This window comes from Bradyrhizobium sp. WU425, assembly GCF_021052305.1.
Taxonomy (GTDB): domain Bacteria; phylum Pseudomonadota; class Alphaproteobacteria; order Rhizobiales; family Xanthobacteraceae; genus Bradyrhizobium; species Bradyrhizobium canariense_D.
This window is the reverse complement of the sequence record NZ_CP088089.1, coordinates 4,717,458-4,744,214: the sequence shown is the minus strand read 5'-3', so window position 1 is coordinate 4,744,214 and position 26,757 is coordinate 4,717,458. Positions and strand designations below refer to the sequence as shown.

The following is a 26,757-nucleotide window of genomic DNA, read 5'->3' as shown; positions in this document are numbered from 1 at the left end:
CGTCCTGCCGAGGTAAACCCTGCCGCAACTTTGAACCTGCCGTTTCGGCGGTTCGATTCGATCCTCCGACATTGAATTTGGGACGACCATGCATCGCTACCGGTCACATACATGCGGCGCGCTCCGCGAGAGCAACATCGGCGAGACGGTCCGCCTTTCAGGCTGGGTCCATCGCGTTCGCGACCATGGCGGCGTGCTGTTCATCGACCTGCGCGACCATTACGGCCTGACCCAGTGCGTGGTCGATCCGGACTCGCCGGCGTTCTCGCAGGCCGAAAAGCTGCGTTCGGAATTCGTGGTGCGGATGGACGGTAAGGCCCGTCGCCGCCCCGAAGGCACCGACAATGACGATCTGCCGACTGGCAAGATCGAGATCTATGTCAGCGAGATCGAGGTGCTGGGCCCGGCCGGCGACCTGCCGCTGCCGGTGTTCGGCGACCAGGAATATCCTGAAGACGTCCGTCTGAAGTACCGCTTCCTCGATCTGCGTCGCGAGAAGCTGCACCAGAACATCATGACGCGCGTCGAAATCATCAAGTCGATGCGTCGGCGCATGGAGGGGCAGGGCTTCTTCGAGTTCAACACGCCGATCCTGACCGCGTCCTCGCCGGAGGGCGCGCGCGACTTCCTGGTGCCGTCGCGCATTCATCCCGGCAAGTTCTATGCCCTGCCGCAGGCGCCGCAGCAGTACAAGCAGCTCTTGATGATGTCGGGCTTCGATCGCTACTTCCAGATCGCGCCCTGCTTCCGCGACGAGGATCCACGCGCGGATCGTCTGCCGGGCGAGTTCTACCAGCTCGACGTCGAGATGAGCTTTGTCACGCAGGACGATGTCTTCGCCGCGATGGAGCCTGTCATCACGGGTGTGTTCGAGGAGTTTGCCAAGGGCAAGCCGGTGACCAAGGGCTGGCGCCGGATTCCGTTCGCGGAAGCCTTGCGCAAATACGGCAGCGACAAGCCGGACCTGCGCAACCCGATCGAGATGCAGGACGTCTCCGAACACTTCCGCGGCTCCGGCTTCAAGGTGTTCGCGCGCATGTTGGAGGACCCCAAGAACCAGGTCTGGGCGATCCCGGCGCCGGGTGGCGGCTCGCGCGCCTTCTGCGACCGCATGAACTCCTGGGCGCAGGGCGAAGGTCAGCCCGGCCTCGGCTACATCATGTGGCGCGAGGGCGGCGAAGGTGCCGGTCCGCTTGCCAACAACATCGGTGCTGAGCGCACCGCCGCGATCCGCGCGCAGATCGGCGTGAAGGAAGGCGACGCCGCCTTCTTCGTCGCCGGCGATCCCGACAAGTTCTGGAAATTTTCAGGGTTGGCCCGCAACAAGGTCGGCGAGGAGTTGAACCTCACCGACAAGGAGCGGTTCGAGCTGGCCTGGATCGTCGACTTCCCGATGTACGAGTACAACGACGAGGACAAGAAGGTCGACTTCTCGCACAACCCGTTCTCGATGCCGCAGGGCGGTCTCGATACCTTGAAGGGCCAGGACCCGCTGACCATCAAGGCGTTCCAGTACGACATCACCTGCAACGGCTACGAGATCGCCTCGGGTGGCATCCGCAACCACGTGCCGGAAGCGATGGTGAAGGCGTTCGAGATCGCGGGCTATGGCGAGCAGGAAGTCGTCGATCGCTTCGGCGGCATGTACCGCGCCTTCCAGTACGGCGCCCCGCCGCATGGCGGCATGGCCGCCGGTGTCGACCGCATCGTCATGCTCTTGTGCGGCACCAACAATCTGCGCGAGGTCTCGCTGTTCCCGATGAACCAGCAGGCCATGGACCTCCTGATGGGCGCACCGTCGGAGCCCAGCCCCAAGCAGCTCCGCGAGCTGCACGTGAAGGTGAGCCTGCCGCAGAAGTGAGGCTGTCTCCACAGCGTCATTGCGAGCGAAGCGAAGCAATCCAGAATCTTTCCGCGGAGTGACTCTGGATTGCTTCGCTTCGCTCGCAATGACGGGGAGGGATTTTCGCCGGTCCAACTGCCATCCCCGCGCGCAGCGTCGTTCCCTACAGCCCCGTCGACGCCTCGATCCTGAACTGCGCAAGCGCGCTCTGTGGGTCGGTTTGCAAGAGCTGCATCAATTGCATCAGCGGTGCCTTGGCGCGCGGGGACAGCTTGATGGAAAGCGTCTGGCCCGGCGTCTCGACGAAGCGGGCGATCGCGTCCGCGGCCGCGTTCGCATCCGGATTGGCGGAAGCAACTTGCTCGCGTTTAGCCTTGATGCTCTCGACGAGCGCCTGGCGTGCGGTATCGCGGCTGACATTCTGCATGCGCGCGAACTGCGCCGCGACGAGATCGATGACGCCGCTGTCGCGCAATGAGAATTCGAGCGTGCCCGCCTCGATCCGGGCCGCCTGGCCCATGAGCTGGGCCGGATCGGCCGAAAACACCTCGCGTGGTACGTTGCCGAGCGCCATACGCAGTTGCGCTCTTGCGATGCCTCCGATGTCGAGGGTCGCGGGCGTCAGAGCGAAGCTGTTGGACTGTTCGGTCCAGGCAGCGCCGAGATCGAGGTCGATCGCGAGCTTGTCGATCCCGCTGGCAATCAATGGAAGCTGTTTTGGACCGGATGGATCGGCTGGCGTGACAAATTTGGCAACCACATGCGCCTTGCTCGGGATCGAGCCGACCAGCTGCCCCCAGTCCAGGCTCAGTGTGTCGATCATGACCAGCTTATTGGTGGTCTTGAACGGCGCCGTCACGCCCTTGATCTCCGCGCCTGCGAGCACGCCGAACCGCCCGAGCATCTGATCCGGCGAGGGCGCCCGCCCGGCAGTGGTGAGGCTTGCTGCCCAGCGCATCAAACTCGCCGTGCTGAAGGACTTCAGCGCAAAGCGCTCCATCTTGAACTGTCCCTGCGGAGACGGCGCGTCGACGCCTTCGACCGCGAACTCGCCGTCGCGAAATCGGATGGCACCAACCGTGGCCGTTCCTTGCGGCGTGCCGACCGACATCTTGCCGATTTCGGCCTTACCGATGCGAAGACCCTCATAAACTCCGGCGAGCTTCTCCAGCAGCTCGCGGGCCTGCGCCGGAGTCGGCGGGGCCGATTGATCCCGTGGCAGCGCGGCAAATATCTCGGCCAGCCGGAATTTCGACGGCTGGACGGCGATGTCTTCCATGGTGAACCCGTCGACATCCACTCGCATCCCCTGTGCCGATTTGAGCGCATAGGGGGCCGTCGAGACCTGCCGATAGACCCGGCGATAGCTGTCGTCGCTGGCCGTCTGCGGATCGAGCGCGGCGATGATCGCGGTCGCGTCGAAATCGTTGACGATGATGTTCGACGATTCACCCGTCAGCTTGTCCGTCTTGCCGGGTTGCTTCACGTCGACCGAGATCACGGCGCGGTCCGACTTCATCCCGTCAATCTTGCCGTGCTTTAGGTTCTGGATCGCCAGTCCGGAATAGGTGACCTCGCCGCTGCCGGCGGCGCGGGAATCGAAGCTGATCGTGAGGGTCGGAGCCGTGAGCGACGATGCAGCGACACTCGCATATTGGCCGAGCACGTAGCGGTACATATCGACCAGCGAGCTGTCCGCCGGCACCTGACCCGCCTGAACAGGACCGGCATAGTCGCGCATGACCAGGTGCGGGATCTTGTACGCGACCTTCAGCTTGGCAGCGCCGATCTGGTCCAGCGTAACCTCGAGCCCGGTGATGTCGACGGCGTCGGCCGAGATCCTTGTTTCGTCGATCTGGCGAACGCCCGTGATCCTGATCTGCGCCTGCGGTGCCTTGCCCGGCGTAACCGCGATGTCCTCGATCGTGATGGTGCGCGTGGGCAGATCGAAGGCGATCTTGCCGTAGCTAGCCTTGCCGCCTTGCTTGCGGATTTGCTCGAACGCGGTCTCCACCTCGGCGGTGACGCGATGTTTTGCGTAGAAGCTGAAGCCCAACCATCCGCCCGCGGCCACCACGGCCACGACGATGAAGCCGATCAGGATTCGCTTCATTCCCAGCTCCAGTTGCTCGCGTTGCAGCACGCAACCTGCCATATTCGCAAAGCAACGCGCGGTCCAGGGAAAGCGAGCGCTATCAGATATTTGACCGCGCGCCCTGTTGATGGGGCCGCAATCGGATGTTGCCACCGGGCCGCCCGACGTGCTTCATCCCGTTTCCATGACCCGGAAATACCACCCGAAGGCGGGCCGGTCAGGACAACGTAGTTTGAGGCCGGTAACGCGAGGCAAGACACCGCATGTCGTCCTATTCTGATGATCTCCACCAGGCGGCGCTGGCCTATCATCGGCTGCCGCGCCCCGGAAAGCTCGAGATCCAGGCGAGCAAGCCGCTCGCCAACCAGCGCGACCTCGCGCTGGCCTATTCCCCCGGCGTCGCCGCCGCCTGCATGGAGATCGCCAAGAACCCCGCGGAAGCGGCGACGCTGACGATACGCTCCAATCTGGTTGCCGTGGTTTCGAACGGCACCGCCGTGCTCGGCCTCGGCAATATCGGCCCGCTGGCCTCGAAGCCGGTGATGGAGGGCAAGGCGGTCCTGTTCAAGAAATTCGCCGGCATTGACGTGTTCGACATTGAGATCGCGGCCGACACCATCGAACGCGTGGTCGAGACCGTGGCCGCGCTCGAGCCGACCTTCGGCGGCATCAATCTCGAGGACATCCGCGGACCGGAATGCTTCGAGATCGAGGCGCAGCTCAAGGAGCGCATGAAGATCCCGGTCTTTCACGACGACCAGCACGGCACCGCGATCATCGTCGCCGCCGCGATCACCAACGGTCTGCGCCTGAACGGCAAGAACCTGTCGGACGTCAAGATCGTGGCATCGGGGGCAGGGGCCGCAGCGCTTGCGACACTGAACCTGCTGGTGTCGATGGGGGCGCAGCGCAAGAACATCTGGGTCTGCGACATCGACGGCCTTGTTCACGAAGGCCGCAACACCACGATGGACCGCTGGAAGGCGGTCTATGCGCAGAAGACCGACAAGCGCACGCTCGCCGACGTCATCGGCGGCGCCGACATCTTTATCGGCCTCTCCGCACCGGGCGTGCTCAAGCCCGAGATGGCCAAGGCGATGGGCGACAAGCCGCTCATCATGGCGCTCGCGAATCCGACGCCGGAGATCATGCCGGAGGAGGCGCGCAAAGCCCGTCCCGACGCCATGATCTGCACTGGCCGCTCCGACTATCCGAACCAGGTCAACAACGTCCTGTGCTTTCCCTTCATCTTCCGTGGCGCGCTCGATGTCGGCGCCACCGCGATCAACGAGGAGATGAAGCACGCCGCCGTCGAGGCCATCGCGCAGCTCGCGCGCGAGGCGCCGTCCGATGCGGTCGCGCAAGGCTTCGATACCGGCGAGACGCAAGGTTTTGGCCCGGGCTCGCTGATCCCGAGTCCCTTTGATCCGAGATTGATCCTGCGCATCGCGCCGGCGGTGGCGAAGGCCGCGATGGAATCGGGCGTTGCGACCCGGCCCATCACCAATTTCGACGAGTACACCGCGTTGCTCGAGCGCTTCGCCTTCCGCTCCGGCCTCGTCATGAAGCCGATGTTCGCCAAGGCCAAGACCCAACCGGTGCGCGTGATCTACGCCGAAGGCGAGGATGAGCGCGTGCTGCGCGCCACCCAGGTGGTGCTGGAAGAGAAGCTGGCGATGCCGATCCTGGTCGGACGTCCGTCGGTGGTCGAGGCCCGCATCGAGCGCTTCGGCCTGTCTATCAAGGCCGGCAGGGACTTCGACCTGGTCAATCCCGAGGACGATCCGCGCTACCGCTCCTACGTGCAGTCCTATGGCGAGGTCGCCGGCCGCCGCGGCGTGACGCCGGATGCGGCGCGCACGGTGGTGCGCACCAACAACACCGTCATCGCGGCGCTCGCGGTGGTGCGCGGAGAGGCGGACGCCATGCTCTGCGGTGTCGAGGGCCGCTACATGAGCCATCTGCGCCATGTTCGCGAGATCGTCGGGTTCACCCCGGGAATCAGCGACTATGCGGCGCTGGCGCTGCTGATCACGAGCAAGGGCGCCTTCTTCATCGCCGACACCCAGGTGCGGCCCAATCCGAGCGCCGAAGAGCTCGCCGAGATCGCCTCGCTCGCGGCGGTCCACGTCCAACGCTTCAACATCAAGCCGAAGATCGCCTTCGTCTCGCATTCGGATTTCGGCAGCTACGACACGGAATCCTCGCGCAAGATGCGCCGGGCGACCCAGCTCCTGAAGGAGAAGCATCCGGAACTCGAGGCCGACGGCGAGATGCAAGGCGACACCGCGCTCTCGGCCGCCGCGCGCAAAATGGTGCTGCCGCACTCCAAGCTCGAGGGCGAAGCCAACATCATGATCATGCCAAGCCTCGACACCGCCAACGTCGCCTATCAGATGATCAAGTCGCTGGCGGACGCGCTCCCCGTCGGGCCGATCCTGATCGGCCCGGCGCGCCCGGCTCACATCCTCACCCCGTCGGTAACGGCGCGCGGCATCCTCAACATGACCGCAGTGGCTGTGGTGGAAGCGCAGGAGCGCGCGTCGCGGCAGCAGCCGACGTTGTTTACGTAGGCCGCTGCGTGGCCTTCCCCTCTCCCCTTGTGAGAGAGGGTGGCTCGCCGCGGAGCGGCGAGACGGGTGAGGGGTTGCTTCCGCGCGCACATTTCTCACGGTTGAATTGCAGAGCGCGACCCCTCATCCGGCGCTTCGCGCCACCTTCTCCCGCGAGGAGAGAAGGTGCAGTGCCGGGCCACCAACTTTGAATTGCTCGCAGTTAGCCATTTCCCCGTTTGTAAACCGGCGAATGTATCTTCATAATCGCGAAGTGCTTTCGCGAGAATTCAAAAGCCTGAGCAAAGAGGCCGATCATGCCAGCGTTCGTGACTTTCGGGCGGATCCTGTTCGCCGTGCTGTTCATCTACACGGGTGCGGCAAGACTGTTTGCCATGCAGGCGACCGTTGATTTCATCGCCGCCAAGGTCGTGACGCCCGACATGATCGCGCCTTACGCCAAGCAGATCGAGACGGCGACGGCCATGACCACGCCGCAACTGCTGGCGATCGCAGTCGGCGTGCTCGAGATCATCGCAGGCGTGATGATCGCGCTGAATTTCGGCGCGCGCTTCTTCGCGATGCTGATGATTATCTATGTCGCGGTCGCGACCTTCCTGTTCTACGACTTCTGGAACCAGGTGCCGCCTGACAACGGCAAGATGCTGGTCGACGCGCTCAAGAACCTGTCGATCATCGGCGCCCTGTTCATGATCATGGGCTACGGGCGCGCCACGCGTCCGGCCGAAGCGGCCTACGGGGACGTATAAAGGTTAAGCCACTACGTCCTGCGCCATGGCGTCACCGTCACGTCATGCGCGGCGTCGAGCAGATACGGCGCGCCCGGCTTCATCCCGTGTGAGGCCAGCACCTCCTGAGGCGTGCGCCCCGGTACTTCGACAAAACAGCCCTCGCCGCCGGGCAGCCGAAGGTGCGGGGCTTCCGACAGCCAGAACGTATCGTAGCGATCCATGAACATGTCGAACACGACGGGGCCGCCGATGATTGCGACGGTGCCGGAAGCGACATCGGCGAACGCAAAGGCGTCCTCAAAGCTGGCGTGAGCCGGATTCCACAAGGTCGCGTTCGGCATCTCGGGATCGACGGTCAGAGTCTGGATCTTGCGGGTCAGGATCAGGCGCTTGCGCTTGGGTGAATTCGGCTGCTGCTCATGCGAGTGACGGCCGTGCACGATCAGCGCGGCGCGATCGAGCGCCTGCTCGAAGAACAGCTTGTCGCCTTCGAACTTCAGGCTGTCGGGCATGACATGCTCCGCGTCGGCGAGCATGCCGTCCGCGGAGACGATGACGTAGCCTTCGATGCGAAAGGACAATGGCGCGGCTATTCGGAGACCGTCGTCACGACGCTGTTGACTGGCCGGTTGCTCACCGTCGGCAGCTTGACGTCCTTGAGCAGCTCCTGGTCGTATTCCGGCAGCGTCGAGGCCGGGAACTTGGCGCGCATCGCCACCACCTTGTAACCGCCGGCCTTCAGGCGCTTGAGCAATTCGGGCAGGGCTTCCGCAGTGTGCTTCTGGAAGTCGTGCATCAGGATGATGCCCTTGCCCTTGCTGTCGAGCTTCTTCATGACGGTCTCGATCACCTTCTCGGGCTTCGAGGCCTTGAAGTCGAAGGAGTCGATGTCGCAGGAGAAGATCGCTGTGTTGCGGTTGCCGAGATAGGTGACCATCTCCGGCGGATGCTGGAGCGCCGGGAAGCGGAAGAAAGGCGAGGGCGAAATGCCGCCGAGCGCCCATTTCACCGCGGAAAGACCCTTCTCGATCTCTTCCTTGCGCTGCGCTTCCGTGAGCTTCTTGTTGTTGAGGTTGGCGTGCGACCAGGTGTGGGTGCCCACGGTATGGCCGGCCGCGTAGACCTGCTTCAGGATCTCCGGCTCGTAGGTCGCGTGCTTGCCGATCGAGAAGAAGATGCCGGTGGTGCACTCGTCGGCGAGCGCCTTCAGCACCGCGGGCGTGTTCTTGGGCCAGGGGCCGTCGTCGAAGGTCAGCACCACTTCGTGGTCGCGCAGGAAATCGAGTTCCTTAAAATGCTCGAAGCCGAAGCCAGGACCGCCCGTGGTATCGATCTCGACGGTGCGGGCGACCCCAAGCGCGCCCGGCGTGTTGCAGGCTGCGCGGGCGGGCTGCGGCGGCTGTTTAGGCGGGGGAGGATTGACGAAGCCCGCCGGCGCGGCGGCTGCTGCAGGAGCGGGTGCCGGAGCCGCAGCGGACGCAGCCGCTGCCGGTGTTGCCGCCGGTGCGGCCTGCGTCGCGGCAGCGGGCTTCGCAGCCGGGGTCTGCGACCATGCCGCGCCCGTCATCGCCAGAGACATCGCGCTTGCCAAAATCAGTCCTGCCGCCACACGCATGGTGTTATCCTCGAGATTGATCCCGTTGTTCCGCCGCGGCTTTTCGCATCCGGCAAAACCATCCTGCCCCTAACGATCCTAGCCTAGATGGTGGGCCCTCGCCATTGCAACGGCTGTTTGGCGCGCCAGCCCAATTGTGCCCAACCGGGTTGGGGACGCGTGGCGTCAAGTGTCGGCCAGCGCCTTGGCGATCGCCGTCTTGATCCGCGTGTCGGCCGGTTCGACCGCGGATGCAAAGACATCGGCGATATAGCCGTCCCGGCCGATCAGATATTTGTAGAAGTTCCAGCGCGGAACTTCTCGCGGGCGCGCCTCTGCCGCCCATTTGTAGAATGGATGCGCCTTCGCACCGACCACGACGGCCTTGGCCGTGATCGGGAAGGTCACGCCGTATTGGTGGTGGGCGGTTTCCGAGATTTCGCTGGTGCCGCCGGGCTCCTGTCCGCCGAAATCGTTGGAGGGCACGCCAATGACGGTGAGGCCGCGTTCGCGAAACTCGCCCCAGATGTCTTGCAGGCCGGCATATTGCGGCGTGTAACCGCAGAGCGAAGCGGTGTTCACCACCAGCAGCGGCCTGCCAGTGAAGGCCGCAAGGCGGATGTCGTCGCCTGACAATGCCGGGAAAGAGAAGGCGTAGGCGGAAATTCGGCTCATGCCGCCATCCGCCAGTGCACGCGTCGCCGGCGCCAGCGTGCCTGCAAAGGCGGCGATGAGTATGGTCCTGCGGTTCATCATGACGGCGTCCCCCGAAATGATCCGGGGCGCATGTTACCCCGTCGGTGCGAGCGGCGTCGTCAACACGGCGTTATCTGCCGCGATGAGGCGCGTTAGTACAGCCGGACGATGAAATCGGTGCCTTCGCCAGTCTCGCCCTGGTTGATGCCCTGGTCGGAGACGATGATCGAGCCGCCCGATGTCAGCATTTCGTTGATCCTCGCGATCGTGTCGGCCGGGATCGAGACGCGGTCCAGGGCCTCGGCTGGACTGTCCGGCGGGACCACAGGCTTTACGGCGACGGGAATCACCGCCGCGCCACGTTGGCGGCCTGTCACGCGGCCGTCATCTTCGCGCGCGGCAGAGCGGACCGACACTGGCAAGGACACCACCGACCAATGCAGCGCATTGGAATCGGCCTTGTCGATTTCGGCGGTAAAGACATGCGTGCCGAGCGGCCGATCACTCGCGGCGATCGTGACAGGCACCTCGAACAGCGGCGCAAAGTTCTGCCGCACGTAGAGCTTGGAATCCTTGCGGCTGATGAAGACCGCGATCTGGCCCGCTCGCTTGGGCGCTTCAGGTTTTGCCACGGGCGCCGGATCGGCAACGCGGGTTTCGTCCTTCTTGACGTCGGTCGTGGCCGCCTGCGCTGGCGCCGCGGCCGGTGCATCGGATGTCTTCGCGAGTTCGGACTTCGGCGTCTCCGCGGCGTCGACAGGCTTCGCTTCAGTGTTCGCGGGCTGCGCGGCGTCTCCGGCCTCTGGCTTGGCCGCGTCCGTCGCCTCAGCGGTCTTGGTCTCGGGCTCTGCCGTTGTCTCGGTGTTGTCGGCCGATGCCGAGGCCTCCTCGCGGGCGGGGGCATATCCGGTGGTCACGTCCGACATCACGGTGTGGCCGACCGACGAGCGCAGCTCGGGCACGCCGTCGGCGCTGGCGGTTTTCGTTTCAACCGGCTTTGCTTCGATGGCCGCGGTATTGGCCGTGCCCTTGTCGGCTTTGTCGCCGGCATTGGTCTGCGGCTCGAGGCTGGCCGCGGGTTGCGGTGGCACGCGCACCGAGGCAAGCAGCGGATGTGAGAACTTCTGCGGCGACATCTGACCGGGCGAAACGATCACGCGCGCGCCCATCCTGGTCCAGTTCCACATCTTCACCGCGAACGCCATCGGCATGCGGATGCAGCCGTGCGAGGCCGGATAGCCCGGCAGCACGCCGGCATGCATGGCAACGCCCGACCAGGTGATCCGCTGCATGTACGGCATTGGCGCGCCGCTATAGATGTTGGAGTGGTGGAATTTGTGCTTCTGGATGACGCTGAACACACCCATCGGCGTCGAATGGCCCTTCATGCCCGTCGACACCGGGGATTCCGCGAACACGCCTTTGCTGTCGTAGACCGTGACCTTCTGCCGGTCGATCGAGACGACGATGACGAGAGGACCTTGCGGTTTCGTGCCCGCTTCTTTTTCGGCAACAAGGTCTTTTTTGCCGACCGCACCGCGCTTCTGCGGTTTCTGGCGCGGGACGTCGAGATGGCGCTCCTGGCGCCCGTAGGACCCGTCGGAATAGTCCGTCCAGTAATAAAACGCTGCGTCCGCCTGGCTTGCCGTGCCGATCGCACCCGCCGCCGCCAAAATGGCGACCTGCCAAAGCCGCGTCGGCTTGGCAGAAAAACCGGCCCCGTTCACGCTGTTCATCCTCGAATCCATAATCCAAATCAGATGTTAGTCTCTCAGAGGGGATACGCGTTCACCAGCATGGCGGTTCTGCCATCAGCTACATTTGTCCAAAGCGTAGCAAAAAAGCCTCACGGAGCGGTAAACGGCGGCCGTGTCGGCTTGCCGGTCGTCTTCCTGATCGGTCGCCTCATCCCTACATTGCTGGAAGTTGTTACCGGAGAGGTTCATGTCATCTCGTTTCCCCAGTCTTTCCAGCATCCGCTTGAAAGGCCTCGCTTTATTCCTCATGGCGTTGACCGTGCCGGCAGCGTCCGCCTTCGCCGCCGACGAGCCGGATCTGATCTTTCGCCGCTCGACCGTGTTCAAATGGATGAGCCCGAACGACAAGCTTGCGACCTACGGCCTCGACGATCCTGAAGTCGAGGGCGTGGCCTGTCATTTTACGGTGCCGGAGAAGGGCGGCTTCAAGGGCTGGCTGGGCCTTGCCGAGGAAGTCTCGGACATTTCGCTCGCCTGCCGTCAGGTCGGCCCGATCAAGTTCAAGAACAAGATGGAGCAGGGCGACGACATGTTCCGCCAGCGCCGCTCGCTGTTCTTCAAGAAGATGCAGATCGTGCGCGGCTGTGACGCGAAGCGCAACGTGCTGGTCTACATGGTCTATTCGGACAGGCTGATCGAGGGTTCGCCGAAGAACTCGACCTCGACCGTGCCGGTCATGCCGTGGGGACCGGCGGACGCCAACGTCCAGAAGTGCGGAGAGTTCTTCACTCAGTGACGCTCTTGCGTTCACTCAGTGACGCTCTCGCGTGCACTCAGTGAGGGGTTTGCGTTCACTCGATGATGTCAGCGCGGATGGCGCGCGGTTTTGCAAGATGCGAGCCGGTCAGCCGCACGAATGACTGCGGCGTGGCCTCAAAGCCCCGGCTCGATTGTAGCGCCATTTCGCCAGGCGAATGGGCACTGCTGTGAACAGGTCGTTGCTCCCGGCGGTCCGTTCGTTGGTCCGCATCGCGCGTCGTTGCGCGATTCTGCGCGGTCATGATGGCTGTTCCTCACATGAACGCGCTCGGCGATGCTCGGGCGTCCTCGGTCTCGATAGCTTGGGTCGCAGTCGAAGCGCCCCCGGTTCGACAGGACCCAGCCTTCGTTCGGCTTCTCTTCAGCAGAAAAACGTAAAACGCATGTGAAGGGTGTGAGGCGGGATCATGACGGCGCCGGCGTTCCGAGCTCGCCGGAACCTGCCAGGCTACATTGGGTGACCGCACGACCCATCTGAAAAGATTGAGATTTTCCATGGAATATGTCGTCGCCTCGAGCGGGACGAAACAATTCTCACGGAGACGAAACCATTTTCCGGCTTTGGCGCATCACGCGCGAAACCGCCCATGGTTATCAACCTCACAACGACGACGGCGCACGCCGGCCACCGAATTCGGAGAGAACTTCATGCGCACGCTCAGCCTCATCCTTGCTTTCGGTTTCGTGCTCGCCGGCTCCTCGTTCGCAGGCTCGCCGGACGGCAATGTCCCGGGTATCGGTACTTTCCAGTACAGCGGCTCGCCGATCATGATCCCGGCACCGCAGCCGATCGTGGTTGCTGCGCGCTTCTGATCGCCAACAAGAAAAATCAGCCAATAAAGGCCATCATGCTTGCTCGTTCCTGCGCCGCGGCGTTCATATCCCTTCTGACGATCAGTGCCGTTCAGGCGCAAGTGCGCTCTCCCTCCAGATTACCCGATCCCCGTACCGAGTTCGTGAGGCAATGCGCGCCGCGCATGCTCGGGCGATGGGAGCATCCGGAAGAGGTCTGCGGCTGCCTGCACGATCATGCTGCCGCCGTCGTCGAGGATCGCGATCTTCGCGAGGCCCTGCTGCGCGGCATCAGCGAGACCGGGGTGCCGACGATCGAGACCGACTGGGTGCCGGCCGCAAAGCAGACCGAAATCGGCCCGACCTTCACCAAGATCGCCAAGCCGACCCTGCAATGCATGTTCGATCCGGCGAAGTAGCGCTCATCGCTTTGATTTCGGACCAAATCGCGACACGCAGATGCTCGTCCGTGCGACGCCCTTGTCGGTCATTTTGGCGCCGCGCACTTCCTTGACCTGTCCGGCGGGGCAGGTTCCGTCGTCCACTTGCACGCGCTGGCCGAGCTTGAGATCGACGATGTCCTGCTCGCGTCCGACCGAGCCTGCGCGCGCCGTCGCGGCGAGTGCGATGAAGATCAGGAGCGAAAGGCAAGTCGCGCGGCGTAGCAGCATGGGGTGAGCTCCGGCATCGGTGCCGCAATGTAGGGAGCGGCAGCCGATTCTCATAGTGAACGTTCGTCACGCCCGCCGGGCCGGCTTGCGCCTCGCGCGCAAGGCCACTCGCGATTCCCGCGCGAGCCGCTCGGCGGATGCGACGAGCTTCGGAACCGCGTGGCCGGAAAATCCCAGCACGAAACCGGGTAGAGGGCGTGAGCGTGAATAAGTGTCGGCCAACAGCCAGCCTTCGGCGCCGGCGGCCTGCTTGGCTTCTGCCGCCACCAGCAGATCGACCGAGGGATCGAACCGGGCGACAAGATGCAGGCCCTGTGATGGGACCGGCACCGACAGCAGGCCGTCGGATGCGGCTTCGAGCGTCCCGGCCAATGCGTCGCGCGCCTCGCGGTAAAGCTTGCGCACGCGCTTCAGGTTCGCCGCGAACGCGCCGGAATTGAGCATGTCGGCCACCGCGCCCTCCATCAGCGTGCCGGGAAAGCGGTCGAGGGCGGCCCGCGCCGCGGCGACATCCGCAATCAAGCGCTCGGGCAGGGCGCAATAGCCGATGCGCAGGCCCGGAAACAACGTCTTGGCGAACGTGCCCATGTAGATCACACGCTGGAGGTGATCGATGCCGGCCAGCGACATCAGAGGCGCGCCGTCATAGCGGAACTCGCTGTCGTAATCGTCTTCCAGCACGAAGGCGCCGGCCTGCCTGGCCCAGTCGAGCAGCTCGAGCCGCCGCGGCATCGACATCTGCACACCCAGCGGAAACTGGTGCGACGGGGTCACATAGGCTGCGCGCGCGGACGGCGCCGCTGCGCGGCCTTTGGCGACACGCATGCCATGCGCGTCGACGGGAACGGACACGGCACGATAGCCGCAATGCGCGATGGTTTTCCGCGCAGCGGGGTAGCCGGGGTCTTCGCACCAGACCTGGTCGTTGGGCTTCAGGATCGCGCTCAGCACGATGCGCAGCGCGTGCAGCGTGCCCGACGTCAGCATGATCTGATCGGGATCGCAGCGCAGGCCCCGCGCCGACAACAGATGATCGGCGATCGCCGCACGCAGCTCGCGGCTGCCACGGGGATCGCCATAGTGCAGATGCTCAGCGCCGAAGGCGCGCATGCGACGGCCGACAAAGGCGCGGAAACGCTGCACGGCGCGCGCGTCGATATGGGTGCAGCCGAGCGAAAACGCGCCTTGCCCGGGCGTTTCGACGCTGATCTTCGGCCGCTTCGGCTCAGCCGCGCGCGCGGGGATGCGCGCGGCGACGAAGGTGCCGGAGCCGACGGTGGCGTCGGCAAAGCCGTCGGCAATCAGCCGCTCATAGGCGGTGACGACGGCATTGCGCCGAAAGCCGGTCTGTTTGGCCAGCGTGCGCGACGGCGGCAGCGGCTCGCCGGGTTTCACCAGACCGCCGACGATCATCTCGCACAGTGCCTGATACAGCCGGTGCGCCGACGAGGCGCCAGCCGTGATGTGCGGGCCTGCGAGGTCGAGCGGCAGCTCGGCTTTGGCCGGCGAGGGGACAGAATTGGTCGGAATTTTTCGCATGGAATTGGCACTATCGCAGACCAAATCCACGGATACAACTGCTCTGGAATTGTTCAAATCCGACAGGAGCGGCCGTGAGCCAGACCGAGAACCAAAATTCCTATCCGACATCCGCGCGCAATCAGGTGAAGCGCCGTCACGACCGCGGCTTCTACGATCACGACACCGTTCATCGCATCCTGGATTCCTCGATGCTCTGCCACGTCTCCTACGCCATCGACGGCCAACCCTATTGCACGCCGACTTTCTTCTGGCGCGAAGGGACGAAACTGTACTGGCACGGCTCGAGCGCCAGCCGCATGCTGCGCAACCAGACCCGGGGCGAGCGCGTGTGCCTGACGGTCGCACATCTCGACAGCCTGGTGCTGGCGCGCTGCGGGTTCAATCACTCGGCCGATTACCGCGCCGTGATGGCATTCGGCACCGCCTATCTCGTCACCGATCCCGAGGAGAAAGAACGCGCGGTGATCGCGATGGTCGACCGCTTCTTCCCGGATCGCACCGCCAGCCTGCGGGCGAGCAACACGCAGGAGATCAAGGCGACCTCCTTTATCGCGATGGAGATCGAGGAAGCCTCCGCGAAAATCCGGGCCAAGGGTGTCGCCGACGACGACGAGGACTATGAATTGCCGATCTATGCCGAGCGCATCCCGGTGCGCACCGTGCTCGGTGCGCCGGAACCTTGCCCGCGGCTGCTCGACGGCGTGAGCCGGCCGGCGACACTGAATGGCTATTCGGAGGGCCGGCTGCTCGAAGACGCATTGCGGGATGCCTATTTTGCAGAGTACCCGAACGGCTGAAATCGGTTAGCTTACGCTCCATCGATGATCTCAATGCCCGATTGGAGTTGCCTGATGAATGCCGAAACGCAGCAGAGGATTCTTGACGCCGTTGATGCCGGCTTCGAAGCCCAGCTCGCGACCACACGCGATTTCGTCGCGATCCCCTCGACGCGCGGTGCGGAGGGGCCATGCCAGGACATGATGGGCGACCTCATGCGCGCGCGCGGCTACGAGGTCGACGACTGGCACATCAATGTCGACGACCTCAAGGATCTGCGCGGCTTCGGGCCCATCGAGCACGATTTTTCGAAGGCGCGCACTGTGGTCGGCACGTACCGGCCCAAAACCGAGGCGGGCAAATCGCTGATCTTGCAGGGCCATTGCGACGTGGTCCCCGCAGGGCCGCTCGAACTGTGGGACACCCCGCCATTCTCGCCCGTCATCAAGGACGGCAAGATGTTCGGTCGCGGTGCCTGCGACATGAAGTCGGGCACCATCGCAGCGCTCTCCGCGCTCGATGCGATCAGGGCCGCGGGCCTGAGGCCGACGGCGCGGATTCACTTCCAGTCTGTGATCGAGGAGGAGAGCACCGGCGTCGGGGCGCTCTCGACGCTTCAACGAGGCTATCGTGCGGATGCCTGCTTCATTCCTGAGCCGACCGGCGGCAAGATGGTGCGCTCGCAGGTGGGCGTGATCTGGTTCCGCCTGCGCGTGAAGGGCCATCCGACCCATGTCGCCTTCGCCGGCTCCGGCGCGAATGCAATCATGGCGGCCTATCATTTGATCCAGGCGCTGCAAAAACTCGAGATCGAGTGGAACGAGCGCGCGAAAGCCGATCGTCACTTCAAGACGCTGAACCATCCCATCAACTTCAACCCCGGCATCATCAAGGGCGGCGACTGGGCTTCCAGCGTGCCGGCCTGGTGCGATGTCGATTGCCGGATTGCCGTGTTGCCGGGCTGGTCGATCGCCGATCACCAGAAGGAGATTCTTGCGTGTGTCGCCGCCGCCGCACGCAACCACCGCTTCCTCGCCAACAATCCGCCGGAGATCGAATGGTCGGGCTTTTTGTCGGAAGGCTATGAGCTGACCGATGCGGCCGCGCCTGAGGCGGCGTTCGGCAAGGCCTTCAGCACCGTCTATGGCGGCCAAATCGAAGACCTCGTCTTCACCGCGCTAACCGACACCCGCTTCTACGGCCTCAATCACGGCATCCCGAGCCTGTGCTTCGGCGCGAGTGGCGGCGAGATGCACGGCTTCAATGAATATGTCGATCTGGACTCGCTGAAAAAGACGACCAAGGCATTGGCGCTGTTCATCGCGGATTGGTGCGGGGTGGAGCAGGGGTAGGGGCCTTCCCCCGTCATTGCGAGGAGCCCTTGCGACGAAGCAATCCAGACTGCCACCGCGGAGGCAGACTGGATTGCTTCGCTGCGCTCGCAATGACGGGGGCTGCCCAATCCACCCGCGTCCCAAAATCCTTTAAGCTTAAAATAAAGACTAGGATGGCGGCCGCGCCGGTGGCAGACTAAGGCCCGGTCCGCAGGACAGTCCGAGGAAGGCACGATGCGCGATTGGGATGACGCCTACGCCAATTCGGCCCATATCCCGGGCTCGGACAAGATACCGGCGCTGTGGGCGGAGCGCGCGGCGGCTTATCGCGCCGGGCTGAAGGAGTTTCGCGCTGACATCGCCTATGGCCCCGCCGAGCGCCAGCGCCTCGACCTCGTCCTGCCCGACGGCGACAGCAAGGGCCTCGTCGTGTTCGTCCACGGCGGCTACTGGATGCGCTTCGACAAGTCGACATGGACTGATCTCGCCGAAGGCGCGCGCCATCACGGCTGGACGGTGGCACTGCCAAGCTACACGCTGACGCCGGCCGCGCGCATCTCCGACATTACGGCGGAAATCACCACAGCGATTGCCAAGGCGGCCTCGCTGGTCGCGGGCCCGATCCGGCTCGCCGGCCATTCCGCCGGCGGGCATCTCGTTACGCGTATGCTGTGCGACGACAGCCGGCTGGAGCCCGCCGTCTACAACCGCGTCGCCGGCACGCTGTCCATCAGCGGCCTGCATGATCTGCGTCCGCTGCTCAAGACCAGGATGAACGACACCCTGCGCATGACGATGGAGGAGGCGACGCTGGAAAGCGCGGCGCTGCATCTGCCGCGCGGGCCTTCGCCGGTGACCGCCTGGGTCGGTGGCAACGAGCGGCCCGAATTCATCCGCCAGTCCGATCTGATGGCCAATGTCTGGACTGGTTTCGATGTGCCGACGCGTCTTGTCGTCGATCCCGGGCTGAACCATTTCACCGTGATCGACGCCCTCAAGGACCCGTCGTCGCCCATCACCGCGCGCCTGATCGGCCTCGACTGACGAGGCCTTGAAGATCGATCGAAAGGGCCTGCCATGACGTCCAGCCAATACGATCCCGCAAGCGAAGGCGCTGAGACCGATTTCGCCCGGCGCATGTCCTATGGACACTATCTGGCGCTGGACGCGATCCTCGGCGCGCAGCATCCCCTGTCGGAAGCCCATGACGAGATGCTGTTCATCATCCAGCATCAGACCACCGAGCTGTGGATGCGGCTCGCCATCCACGAGCTCAGCGCCGCACGCCGTTCGATCGCGAAGGATGAGGTGCAGCCTGCAATGAAGATGCTGGCACGGATGTCGCGCATCTTCGAGCAGCTCAACGGCGCCTGGGACGTGCTGCGCACCATGACGCCCAGCGAGTATACGCGCTTCCGCTCGCAGCTTGGCCAGTCCTCAGGCTTCCAGTCGCGGCAATACCGGCAGATCGAATTCCTGCTCGGCAACCGCAACCACGCCATGCTCAAGCCGCACGCGCACGATCTGGAAACAACGCAGCTGCTCGAAGCCGAGCTCGCAACGCCAAGCCTCTATGACGAGGTGCTGCGGCTCGCCGACCGCAACGGGCTCAAGATGCCTGCGGCCGTGCTGGCGCGCGATGTTCGCGAGACTCATAGCTTCAATGAAGGTGTGCTGCAGGCTTGGCGTATCGTCTACGAGGCGCCGGAAACGCACTGGATGCTCTACGAGCTCGCCGAGAAGCTGGTCGATTTCGAGGACTATTTCCGGCGCTGGCGCTTCAACCATGTGACGACGGTCGAGCGCGTCATCGGCTTCAAGCGCGGCACCGGTGGCACTGGCGGCGTCAGCTACCTCAAGCGCATGCTGGAGGTCGAGCTGTTTCCGGAACTCTGGCGCGTGCGCACGATCCTGTAGAGAATTCCATGACCAAGCTTCGCGTCTACGACGACACCAAAGCGCTGTTCCATATGCCGGACGGTGTGATCTATCTCGACGGCAATTCGCTCGGCGCGTTGCCGCTTGGCGTTGCCGAGCGCGTCAGCCGCGTCATCACCGCCGAGTGGGGCGATGACTTGATCCGCGCCTGGAATACGGCTGGCTGGTATGCCCAGCCGCGCCATGTCGGCGATCGCATCGCGCGCCTGATCGGTGCGGAAGCCGGCTCCGTCATGGTCGGAGATACGCTGTCGCTCAAGGTCTATCAGGCGCTCGCCGCCGCGCTCGACATGAACGCGTCGCGCAAGGTCGTTCTATCGGACACCGGCAACTTTCCGACCGACCTCTACATGGCCGAAGGCCTGATCGCGACCCTTGGCCGTGGCCATCAATTGCGCCTGGTGGCGCCGGAGGAGATCGAGGCTTCGTTGTCGGAGGAGATCGCGGTGCTCTACATCACCGAGGTCGATTACCGCACCGGACGGCGCCACGACATGGCGAAGCTGACTGCAAGAGCGCATGCGCTCGGCATCGTCACGGTCTGGGACCTCGCGCATTCGGCCGGCGCGCTGCCAGTTGACCTTGCAGGCACCGCCGCGGATTTCGCCGCTGGATGCACCTACAAATACATCAACGCCGGGCCCGGCGCGCCGGCCTTCCTCTACGTTGCGCCGCGCCACGCCGACAGCGTGCGCGCCGCTTTGTCGGGGTGGATGGGACACGCAAAGCCGTTCGCGTTCGAGCTTGCCTATGCGGCCGCCGGCGGCGTCGAGCGCATGCGCGTCGGAACGCCGCCGGTGCTGGCAATGGCGGCATTGGAAGCTTCGCTCGACATCTGGGACCGCGTCGATATCGCCGAGGTCCGGGCCCGCTCGCTGGCCCTCGGCGATCTCCTGATTGCCGAGGTCGAACGCCGCTGTCCGTCCTTGAAGCTTGTTACACCGCGCACGCATGAGCGCCGCGGCTCTCAGGTCTCCTTCGCCTTCGACGGCGGCTATGCCGCGATGCAAGCCCTCATCGCCCGTGGCGTGATCGGCGATTTCCGCGCGCCAGACATCATGAGGTTTGGCATCACGCCGCTGTATATCGGCGAGAGCGAGATCGTGCGCGCTGCCGAGTTCATCGAGGAGGTGATCGCGGGCGAGATTTGGCGACGGCCGGAGTATGAGGTGGTGAATGCGGTGACGTGAGGTACGAACGCTGTCTCCCCGTCATTGCGAGCGCAGCGAAGCAATCCAGAAATGTATCCGCAGAAAAATTCTGGATTGCTTCGCTGCGCTCGCAATGACGACCTCGGACGTCATTGCTTTGCCGCGAAGAGCAATTCACCCTGTGAGCAGAATGATTTGGGAGGAGATCCGATGACGCCGCTCGAGAAACTTAAAGCAATGAAGATGCCGTTTGCCGAACTCAAGGGCGTCGAGTTCGTCGAGGCCGAGAAGGATCGCGTGGTAGCGCGGATGACGGTCAGGCCCGATCTCTGCACGTTTCATCACACCATTCACGGCGGCGCGGTGATGGCGCTGGCCGATTCCGTCGGCGCGGCGGCCACCGTGATCAATCTGCCGGAGGACGCCAAGGGCACGACCACGCTCGAGAGCAAGACCAACTTCATCGGCGGGGCCAAGGAGGGAACCACGGTAATCGCGACCGCCACCCCAATCCACAGAGGCCGGCGGACCCAGGTCTGGACCACCCGGCTGGAGACCCAGGACGGCAAGCTGGTTGCCGTGGTGACGCAGACCCAGCTGGTCCTGGTGTGAATACGGGGGCTTGATTCCATTAACGAATTAGTCGCCCCCGTGCCCGAAACTTGGGCAGGTTCCGGTCTTGAAAAGTTTGTTGCGATGCACAATATTGGAGGCCTAGGGATTCGAACGCCTCCTCGAGGGACACCAAGAGGAGTTTTGACTTGTCACTCGCAGCAGATTTTGGACTTGAAGTAACCAACCGCCCGAAGTCCGTTCAGGGCTACGTGCGGACCTTGAGCCAGCAGGAAGAATTGCCGCTTTTGCGCGATCACCTGCTGAGGCTCGATGCCGAAAGCCGGCACGACCGCTTCAACGGTTTTCTCGACGACAGTTTTATCGAGCGTTACGCCGCCCGCTGTGCCGAGGACGGCACCGTGATCGTCGCCTATATCGTCGATGGCGTGGTCCGCGGTGCGGCCGAGCTGCATCCGCCCGAGGGCGATTCGCTGCCCGAGGTCGCCTTCAGCGTGGAAGCTTCGGCGCGGCGCCAGAACGTCGGCACCGTGCTGTTCAGCCGCCTGATCGCGGAAGCGCGCTGGAAAGGCTACAAGCGCCTGCGCATCACCACCGGCGCCGAGAATCACCCGATGCGCGCGCTCGCCAGAAAGTTCGGGGCGCATCTGCAATTCCGTCATGGCGAATCGACCGGCACGATCGATCTCGCCAAGGCGCCTGAGGACGAACTCGCTGATCTCGCGGCCTCGCCATTCAGGGCCGGCCGCGCTCTTCTCAGCTTCAACTCGACCTGCTGGAAGATCATCTCCAGCATCTACGGCAATCGCGCCGCCTGACCTGAAAAATCCGATTGGAATCAAAAAAGCGGACCGGTAAAACCGGTCCGCTTTTGTATTGTATGTAGGGAACTAGGCCGTCAGGTGCCGGTGCGCTTGTGGTTGCCGAAGCGGCGCACGACACGGCGTTCGACCACCACCGAGCGCTGCGCACCCTGTTCGCCGGCGATCACGCGGGTCGAGGTGATGCGGCTGTTGGTGCGAACCTGCTTCTTGACCTCGGCCTGGACGACATCGAGCGGCATGCCCATCAAGGCTGCGGCGATCTCGGCCTGCTGCTCCTGATCATCGGTGATGCCGACGGCGGCGAAGATCGCCTCGTCTAAGGTCGGCGGATCGTGGCGCACGCGCCGCGTGCCATATTTGGTATTCCAGTCTGCGTTCATAACGGCCTCGGTTTCGATGCCGGGATACCTAGTGCCGTCTATGTTGCATTGCAATATGAAATCGGTGTGGCATCTCAGCTATGCACCGGTTGGGTGTCAGGGTGGTGACGGGAGACCGGCAACATCCGCAACCCGCTGTTGTGGCCAGCGTTTCAGCGCCGCCTGGCCAGCTTCCGTCAGCCCGTAAATTCCCCGCTCGGTGCGTTCAAACCAGCCATACACATTGTTAAGCATGATCTTGCCGGCATCGGGACAGCGCTGGCGCAATTCGCTCACCCGCCGCGGGCCTGCCGCGAGCTCCGAGGCGCAGGCCAGTGCCTGCTGCCGATAGGCCGTCATGATCGGCGCGCGCGTGCTGCCGCCCAGCGCCGGATCGCCCTGGCGGCGCTGATGCTCTGCGACCAGGCGCGAACGGACCTTCGGCTCCCGGCGTGGGGCTGCCGTCGGCGGCTTCACCAGCACCTCGACCTGACCGCGGTCGGTCACCCCGAGCATGCCGAAGCCGAGGCGGCGACAGAGATTGCGATAGCGTGCGTCGGTCTCGCGTCCCTTGCCGCGCGCTGACATCTTTGCCGCAATCCAGACCTCGTCGCCGGCCGGTGCACGATCGACCGCCTGAAGGATCAGCTCGAGATTGAAGGTCAGCTTGAGCTCGCCGATCACCACCACCGGAGGATCGCCGGCGCTGAGGCCCACGAGATCGCAGCCGCCGATCTCGCCCTTGACCGTGAAGCCGAGCTCTTCGAGGAAGCGTTTGACAGGCAGATAGAGCGTGGTTTCCAAAGGAAGCTTCCGAATGTCACGTTCGATCGGAGAATCAGTCTGCGGCAGTTTAGCCCCGGAGTGGACTTAGAGCTCTGCGCCATTTGATCGGGAACAGATGATCCGGCTATCCTGCGGGTGGGACAATCGGGCGCTTCACGAAGATGACCATCAGGAATGGGCTCTATCATATCCGCATCGAAATGCTGGATGCCGTTCAGGGCGGCAACCAAGGCGTCATGGTGATGCGCGACGGCACCATGCGGGGCGGGGACTCATTCTTCTTCGCCTACGGCAGCTACACCTCGGCCAACGGCAAGTGGAAGGGCGAGCTGACCAACGAGGAGCATTCCCCCTCGTTCGACGAGCGCCCGGTGTGGGGCCGCAAGGTCGTGACCATCGGCTTCAGTGGCACTTACAATGGCGAGACCGCGTACGGCGAGGGCATCGCGCTCGCCGGCAAGCAGAGCATCCGTTTCAGAGGCAATCTCCGGCTCTTGGTGCCGGATTGATTACACCCGCCCGCCAACCGGGATCAGCGCGCCGGTGACGCCGCTGGCGGCATCGCTGGCGAGGAACAGAATGACTTCGGCGAGTTCCTGCGGTGTCACCCATTTGGCGAAGTCGGCCTTCGGCATGTCGGCGCGGTTGGCCTTGGTGTCGATGATCGAGGGCAGCACCGCGTTCACGGTCACCTTGCCTTTCCACTCGCTCGCCAGCGCCTCGGTGAGCCGGTGGACGCCGGCTTTCGACGCCGCATAGGGGCCCATGCCGGAGCCGGCCTGAAGCGCGCCCATGGCCCCGATATTGACGATGCGGCCGGCCTTGGACGCGGCCAGATGCGGCAGGGCCGCCTGCGAGGCGTTGAGTGCCGTCAGCACGTTGAGCGCATGCATGCGCTGCCATGTCTTGACGTCGCCGTCGCCGACGGTCTCGAAGGCGAAGCCACCGGCGATGTTTACCAACACGTCGAGCCCGCCAAAGTGTCTCGCCGCTGCCTCGACCGCCGTCTTTGCTTGTGCTGCGTCGGACAGATCGACGCCGCCGATCTCGATGCGCTCAGGCATCGCGGAGATTTGCGATGGCGCATGGTCGATGCCGGCCACGCGCGCGCCGCGTGCCAGCGCGGTCTCGGCGACCACCTTGCCGAGCGCGCCGAGTGCGCCGGTCACGATCAGAACCTTGCCTTGCATCATTGTTCTCCCGGCACGGCCGCTTAAGATTTACGGCCGCCTACGATTGCAGATAGCGCGCCTTCAGTGCGATCCGCTCCGGTGTGCCGAGCTCGAGACCGTCGCGCAAGTAGGTTTCGAGATCGCCATACTCGCTACCGACGGCCTCGAAAGCAGCCGCAAGATACGAGGCCTCGACGTTGCCGATCGCGTCGAGAACATCGGCGGGAAGATCGGAGACGTTTGATGCGTCGCGCTTGTAGTGCTGGTTGGTCAGCAGATAATCCTCGGCAATGACGTCATCAGATACGCCGAGCGCATGCAGGATCAGCGCGCTGGCAAAGCCGGTGCGGTCCTTGCCGGCGGTGCAGTGGATCACGAGCGGCGCGCGGTCCTCCAGGAGATGCCCGAACAGGTTGCGAAAACTGGCCGTGTTGTGGCGTACATAGTTGCGATAGGATTCGCGCATGAGTTCGAGCGCGACCGGCGCGGTCAACCTGCCCCTGCCGAGCTCGGCGCGCAGCGCAGCCACGACTGTCGGCTCGATCGGCAGCGAATGCACGGCGATCTCGTTGACCACGCAGACACCCGCCGCGCGTTCCTCGACGCCGCGAAAATCGAAGGCGCTGCGCACGCCCAACGCGCGGACGATCTCGATATCGGCAACAGTGAGCTGGCCGAGATGGTTGGAGCGGAAGATCTGCCGCCATCGCGTAATACGGCCATCTGCGGTCGGATAGCCGCCGAGGTCGCGAAAATTGCTGGCGCCTTGCAGGGCGAGATGGCGGGCAGGGAAGTCTTTCATGGAGGTGTCTTGTCAGGCATCTGAAACGGTCTGTGATCACCTGCGCGACCATATAATCCCGCAATCAAGTCCGGAATGGAAAAGGGCCGAAACACCGTTGTTTCGACCCTTTTTCGAACTGACGCCGGGCATCGAGAGACCGCGGCGGTATTGAACCGAACGCAGGCATCAGCGATCCCATTTCGGCTTGGCTTCATCGACTGCTTCCTGATGGTACCAGCTGCCGCTGCAAATCGTCTCGTTCACGGGGAGCGAGGCGTGGTTGGCGGGAAGGCGGGTCTCACCGTTGCGGCGCCCCCCGAGAGCCGAGCGGCCCCCGACAGGGAATTGGTAGATCTGTGCAGATCCGTGACTCAGTCCATTGTTCATCATTGCGGTATCTCCCGAGATCGCAGCGCTGGGCTTCCATGGTGCGCCCGACTCGTTGGCTTGTGGTTACTGGAATCCCCATATCGGCCGTGCATTCCGAAATGCAAAGTGCTGAAAAGGAAATCACCCTTGGCCTATTTTGTAGGCAGACTGCATTCTGCTTCCTCTAAGGCAGCGCTCAGGTGGCTAACGCGTGGGCCGTTGCGAAGGTTGCGGGCGACGGTCGCAGTCTTGGCGAATATTGCCGGACGTTGATGCGCGTTTAGCCGGCAACCTTAGACCCGGGCCGGCCTGCTTCAGAATCGGGCGATTTCCGCGGGATTTTTGCGATGCAGCTTCACGCAAAGGTGCGCCGCTATGACGCATGGCGCACGGGCCGATCCGCCGGGAGGGAGAGGGGGGCCGGCGGCGGTGGAAAACCTCCCGCGCTGCGGCCTTTTGGCACGTTAAATGCTTGGAAAGGGTCGGCCGATGTTGGCCGGGTAAACAATCGTGCGGGGGCCTGCGGCCCCCACCTTTCGCATCATCTACAGAGAGGCTCAATGACCAAGTATAAGCTCGAGTACATCTGGCTCGACGGATATACGCCGACTCCGAACTTGCGCGGCAAAACTCAGATCAAGGAATTCGCGTCGTTCCCGACGCTCGAGCAGCTTCCGCTCTGGGGCTTCGATGGCTCCTCCACCCAGCAGGCTGAAGGCCACAGCTCCGATTGCGTGCTGAAGCCGGTCGCGGTGTTCCCGGATGGCGCCCGCACCAACGGCGTGCTCGTGATGTGCGAAGTCATGATGCCCGACGGCAAGACCCCGCACCCGACCAACAAGCGCGCCACCATCCTTGACGATTCCGGCGCCTGGTTCGGCTTCGAGCAGGAATACTTCTTCTACAAGGACGGCCGTCCGCTCGGCTTCCCGGCCTCGGGCTATCCGGCGCCCCAGGGTCCGTACTACACCGGCGTCGGCTTCTCGAACGTCGGCGACGTCGCCCGCAAGATCGTCGAAGAGCATCTCGACCTCTGCCTGGCTGCCGGCATCAACCATGAAGGCATCAACGCGGAAGTCGCGAAGGGCCAGTGGGAATTCCAGATCTTCGGCAAAGGCTCCAAGAAGGCCGCTGACGAAATGTGGATGGCCCGCTACCTGATGCTGCGCCTGACCGAGAAGTACGGCATCGACATCGAGTTCCACTGCAAGCCGCTCGGCGACACCGACTGGAACGGCTCCGGCATGCACGCCAACTTCTCGACCGAGTACATGCGTACGGTCGGCGGCAAGGAGTACTTCGAGGCGCTGATGGCGGCCTTCGACAAGAACCTGATGGACCACATCGCCGTCTACGGCCCGGACAACGACAAGCGTCTGACCGGCAAGCACGAGACCGCGCCCTGGAACAAGTTCAGCTACGGCATTGCCGATCGCGGTGCTTCGATCCGCGTGCCGCACTCCTTCGTCAACAATGGTTACAAGGGCTATCTGGAAGACCGTCGTCCGAATTCGCAGGGCGACCCATACCAGATCGCTTCGCAGATCCTGAAGACGATCGCCTCCGTGCCGGCCGACAAGAAGGCCGCCGCCTAAGATCCTCCCGGCCCGGGCTGGGGGGCTGGCCCGGGTTGGACT

General features: G+C 63.8%; 28 protein-coding genes. 15 read left to right on the top strand and 13 right to left on the bottom strand.

Annotated elements, in window-relative coordinates:
- Positions 1 to 88: 88 nt before the first annotated feature.
- The gene (gene aspS / locus BcanWU425_RS23100; RefSeq protein WP_018456291.1) at positions 89 to 1,861 is read left to right on the top strand and encodes an aspartate--tRNA ligase; all 1,773 of its coding nucleotides are present in this window, start codon (positions 89 to 91) and stop codon (positions 1,859 to 1,861) included.
- Between the two features lie 145 nt (positions 1,862 to 2,006).
- Here aspS and BcanWU425_RS23095 read toward each other — a convergent pair whose 3' ends face one another.
- Entirely contained in the window at positions 2,007 to 3,956 is a 1,950-nt protein-coding gene (locus BcanWU425_RS23095; RefSeq protein WP_204511008.1) for a hypothetical protein, read from the bottom strand.
- 245 nt (positions 3,957 to 4,201) lie between these two features.
- Here BcanWU425_RS23095 and BcanWU425_RS23090 point away from each other — a divergent pair, with 245 nt between their 5' ends.
- A complete protein-coding gene (locus BcanWU425_RS23090) occupies positions 4,202 to 6,511 on the top strand; it encodes an NADP-dependent malic enzyme (RefSeq protein WP_018456292.1) in 2,310 nt (769 codons plus the stop codon).
- A 296-nt stretch (positions 6,512 to 6,807) separates the two neighbouring features.
- Entirely contained in the window at positions 6,808 to 7,260 is a 453-nt protein-coding gene (locus tag BcanWU425_RS23085) for a DoxX family protein (protein ID WP_204511009.1), read from the top strand.
- A gap of 11 nt (positions 7,261 to 7,271) precedes the next feature.
- Here the strand turns inward: BcanWU425_RS23085 and BcanWU425_RS23080 are convergent, their stop codons facing one another.
- The 4 genes from BcanWU425_RS23080 to BcanWU425_RS23065 form a co-directional block, all read right to left on the bottom strand.
- Entirely contained in the window at positions 7,272 to 7,823 is a 552-nt protein-coding gene (locus tag BcanWU425_RS23080) for a dihydrofolate reductase (protein WP_204511010.1), read from the bottom strand.
- A gap of 8 nt (positions 7,824 to 7,831) precedes the next feature.
- A complete protein-coding gene (locus tag BcanWU425_RS23075; RefSeq protein WP_204511011.1) occupies positions 7,832 to 8,857 on the bottom strand; it encodes a polysaccharide deacetylase family protein in 1,026 nt (341 codons plus the stop codon).
- A 165-nt stretch (positions 8,858 to 9,022) separates the two neighbouring features.
- Positions 9,023 to 9,592 carry a glutathione peroxidase gene (locus tag BcanWU425_RS23070; protein WP_204511012.1) on the bottom strand — a complete coding sequence of 190 codons (570 nt, stop codon included), beginning with the start codon at positions 9,590 to 9,592 and terminating at the stop codon, positions 9,023 to 9,025.
- Positions 9,593 to 9,684: 92 nt separating this feature from the next.
- Positions 9,685 to 11,268, bottom strand: coding sequence for a L,D-transpeptidase (locus BcanWU425_RS23065; protein WP_204511013.1), 1,584 nt, complete (start codon positions 11,266 to 11,268; stop codon positions 9,685 to 9,687).
- A gap of 208 nt (positions 11,269 to 11,476) precedes the next feature.
- Here BcanWU425_RS23065 and BcanWU425_RS23060 point away from each other — a divergent pair, with 208 nt between their 5' ends.
- Positions 11,477 to 12,025 (top strand): CreA family protein, encoded by a 549-nt coding sequence (locus BcanWU425_RS23060; RefSeq protein WP_085352963.1) that lies wholly within the window; start codon positions 11,477 to 11,479, stop codon positions 12,023 to 12,025.
- Between the two features lie 55 nt (positions 12,026 to 12,080).
- Here the strand turns inward: BcanWU425_RS23060 and BcanWU425_RS23055 are convergent, their stop codons facing one another.
- Complete coding sequence (locus BcanWU425_RS23055) at positions 12,081 to 12,290, bottom strand: hypothetical protein (RefSeq protein ID WP_204511014.1); 210 nt, start codon at positions 12,288 to 12,290, stop codon at positions 12,081 to 12,083.
- A 406-nt stretch (positions 12,291 to 12,696) separates the two neighbouring features.
- Between BcanWU425_RS23055 and BcanWU425_RS23050 the strand changes: the two genes are divergently transcribed.
- Both BcanWU425_RS23050 and BcanWU425_RS23045 read left to right on the top strand, forming a co-directional pair.
- The gene (locus tag BcanWU425_RS23050) at positions 12,697 to 12,861 is read left to right on the top strand and encodes a hypothetical protein (RefSeq protein WP_018456302.1); all 165 of its coding nucleotides are present in this window, start codon (positions 12,697 to 12,699) and stop codon (positions 12,859 to 12,861) included.
- Between the two features lie 35 nt (positions 12,862 to 12,896).
- Positions 12,897 to 13,259: a hypothetical protein gene (locus BcanWU425_RS23045; RefSeq protein WP_085352965.1), complete on the top strand. Its 363-nt coding sequence runs from the start codon at positions 12,897 to 12,899 to the stop codon at positions 13,257 to 13,259.
- A gap of 3 nt (positions 13,260 to 13,262) precedes the next feature.
- On the opposite strand, the gene BcanWU425_RS23040 is transcribed toward BcanWU425_RS23045, so the two are convergent.
- Together BcanWU425_RS23040 and pdxR are read right to left on the bottom strand one after the other, a co-directional pair.
- Entirely contained in the window at positions 13,263 to 13,511 is a 249-nt protein-coding gene (locus tag BcanWU425_RS23040) for a DUF6719 family protein (protein WP_085352966.1), read from the bottom strand.
- Between the two features lie 66 nt (positions 13,512 to 13,577).
- A complete protein-coding gene (gene pdxR / locus BcanWU425_RS23035) occupies positions 13,578 to 15,050 on the bottom strand; it encodes a MocR-like pyridoxine biosynthesis transcription factor PdxR (protein WP_204511015.1) in 1,473 nt (490 codons plus the stop codon).
- Between the two features lie 74 nt (positions 15,051 to 15,124).
- On the opposite strand from pdxR, the gene BcanWU425_RS23030 reads away from it, so the two are divergent.
- The 7 genes from BcanWU425_RS23030 to BcanWU425_RS23000 all read left to right on the top strand — a co-directional run bounded on the left by BcanWU425_RS23030 (position 15,125) and on the right by BcanWU425_RS23000 (position 21,644).
- Positions 15,125 to 15,850 (top strand): pyridoxamine 5'-phosphate oxidase family protein, encoded by a 726-nt coding sequence (locus BcanWU425_RS23030; RefSeq protein ID WP_085352969.1) that lies wholly within the window; start codon positions 15,125 to 15,127, stop codon positions 15,848 to 15,850.
- 54 nt (positions 15,851 to 15,904) lie between these two features.
- The gene (locus BcanWU425_RS23025) at positions 15,905 to 17,182 is read left to right on the top strand and encodes an ArgE/DapE family deacylase (RefSeq protein WP_204511016.1); all 1,278 of its coding nucleotides are present in this window, start codon (positions 15,905 to 15,907) and stop codon (positions 17,180 to 17,182) included.
- A gap of 216 nt (positions 17,183 to 17,398) precedes the next feature.
- Positions 17,399 to 18,208 carry an alpha/beta hydrolase gene (locus BcanWU425_RS23020; RefSeq protein ID WP_204511017.1) on the top strand — a complete coding sequence of 270 codons (810 nt, stop codon included), beginning with the start codon at positions 17,399 to 17,401 and terminating at the stop codon, positions 18,206 to 18,208.
- A gap of 33 nt (positions 18,209 to 18,241) precedes the next feature.
- Positions 18,242 to 19,081 carry a tryptophan 2,3-dioxygenase gene (kynA, locus tag BcanWU425_RS23015; RefSeq protein WP_018456311.1) on the top strand — a complete coding sequence of 280 codons (840 nt, stop codon included), beginning with the start codon at positions 18,242 to 18,244 and terminating at the stop codon, positions 19,079 to 19,081.
- Between the two features lie 8 nt (positions 19,082 to 19,089).
- Entirely contained in the window at positions 19,090 to 20,292 is a 1,203-nt protein-coding gene (gene kynU, locus BcanWU425_RS23010) for a kynureninase (protein ID WP_204511018.1), read from the top strand.
- A gap of 171 nt (positions 20,293 to 20,463) precedes the next feature.
- Complete coding sequence (locus BcanWU425_RS23005) at positions 20,464 to 20,865, top strand: PaaI family thioesterase (protein ID WP_204511019.1); 402 nt, start codon at positions 20,464 to 20,466, stop codon at positions 20,863 to 20,865.
- Positions 20,866 to 21,014: 149 nt separating this feature from the next.
- The gene (locus BcanWU425_RS23000; protein WP_204511020.1) at positions 21,015 to 21,644 is read left to right on the top strand and encodes a GNAT family N-acetyltransferase; all 630 of its coding nucleotides are present in this window, start codon (positions 21,015 to 21,017) and stop codon (positions 21,642 to 21,644) included.
- Between the two features lie 80 nt (positions 21,645 to 21,724).
- On the opposite strand, the gene BcanWU425_RS22995 is transcribed toward BcanWU425_RS23000, so the two are convergent.
- Positions 21,725 to 22,030: a hypothetical protein gene (locus BcanWU425_RS22995; RefSeq protein ID WP_204511021.1), complete on the bottom strand. Its 306-nt coding sequence runs from the start codon at positions 22,028 to 22,030 to the stop codon at positions 21,725 to 21,727.
- Positions 22,031 to 22,126: 96 nt separating this feature from the next.
- Entirely contained in the window at positions 22,127 to 22,813 is a 687-nt protein-coding gene (locus BcanWU425_RS22990) for a DUF2161 domain-containing phosphodiesterase (RefSeq protein WP_204511022.1), read from the bottom strand.
- A 143-nt stretch (positions 22,814 to 22,956) separates the two neighbouring features.
- Between BcanWU425_RS22990 and BcanWU425_RS22985 the strand changes: the two genes are divergently transcribed.
- The gene (locus BcanWU425_RS22985; protein WP_018456317.1) at positions 22,957 to 23,304 is read left to right on the top strand and encodes a GrlR family regulatory protein; all 348 of its coding nucleotides are present in this window, start codon (positions 22,957 to 22,959) and stop codon (positions 23,302 to 23,304) included.
- Here the strand turns inward: BcanWU425_RS22985 and BcanWU425_RS22980 are convergent, their stop codons facing one another.
- From BcanWU425_RS22980 to BcanWU425_RS22970, 3 genes are all read right to left on the bottom strand, one after another.
- Positions 23,305 to 23,985 (bottom strand): SDR family oxidoreductase, encoded by a 681-nt coding sequence (locus BcanWU425_RS22980; protein ID WP_026233139.1) that lies wholly within the window; start codon positions 23,983 to 23,985, stop codon positions 23,305 to 23,307. It abuts the gene before it with no gap.
- 40 nt (positions 23,986 to 24,025) lie between these two features.
- Positions 24,026 to 24,769 carry a tyrosine-protein phosphatase gene (locus tag BcanWU425_RS22975; protein WP_204511023.1) on the bottom strand — a complete coding sequence of 248 codons (744 nt, stop codon included), beginning with the start codon at positions 24,767 to 24,769 and terminating at the stop codon, positions 24,026 to 24,028.
- 168 nt (positions 24,770 to 24,937) lie between these two features.
- Positions 24,938 to 25,138 carry a DUF2735 domain-containing protein gene (locus tag BcanWU425_RS22970; RefSeq protein ID WP_371261365.1) on the bottom strand — a complete coding sequence of 67 codons (201 nt, stop codon included), beginning with the start codon at positions 25,136 to 25,138 and terminating at the stop codon, positions 24,938 to 24,940.
- Between the two features lie 542 nt (positions 25,139 to 25,680).
- Here BcanWU425_RS22970 and BcanWU425_RS22965 point away from each other — a divergent pair.
- Positions 25,681 to 26,715 carry a glutamine synthetase beta-grasp domain-containing protein gene (locus BcanWU425_RS22965; RefSeq protein ID WP_018456321.1) on the top strand — a complete coding sequence of 345 codons (1,035 nt, stop codon included), beginning with the start codon at positions 25,681 to 25,683 and terminating at the stop codon, positions 26,713 to 26,715.
- The last annotated feature ends 42 nt before the right edge of the window (positions 26,716 to 26,757 follow it).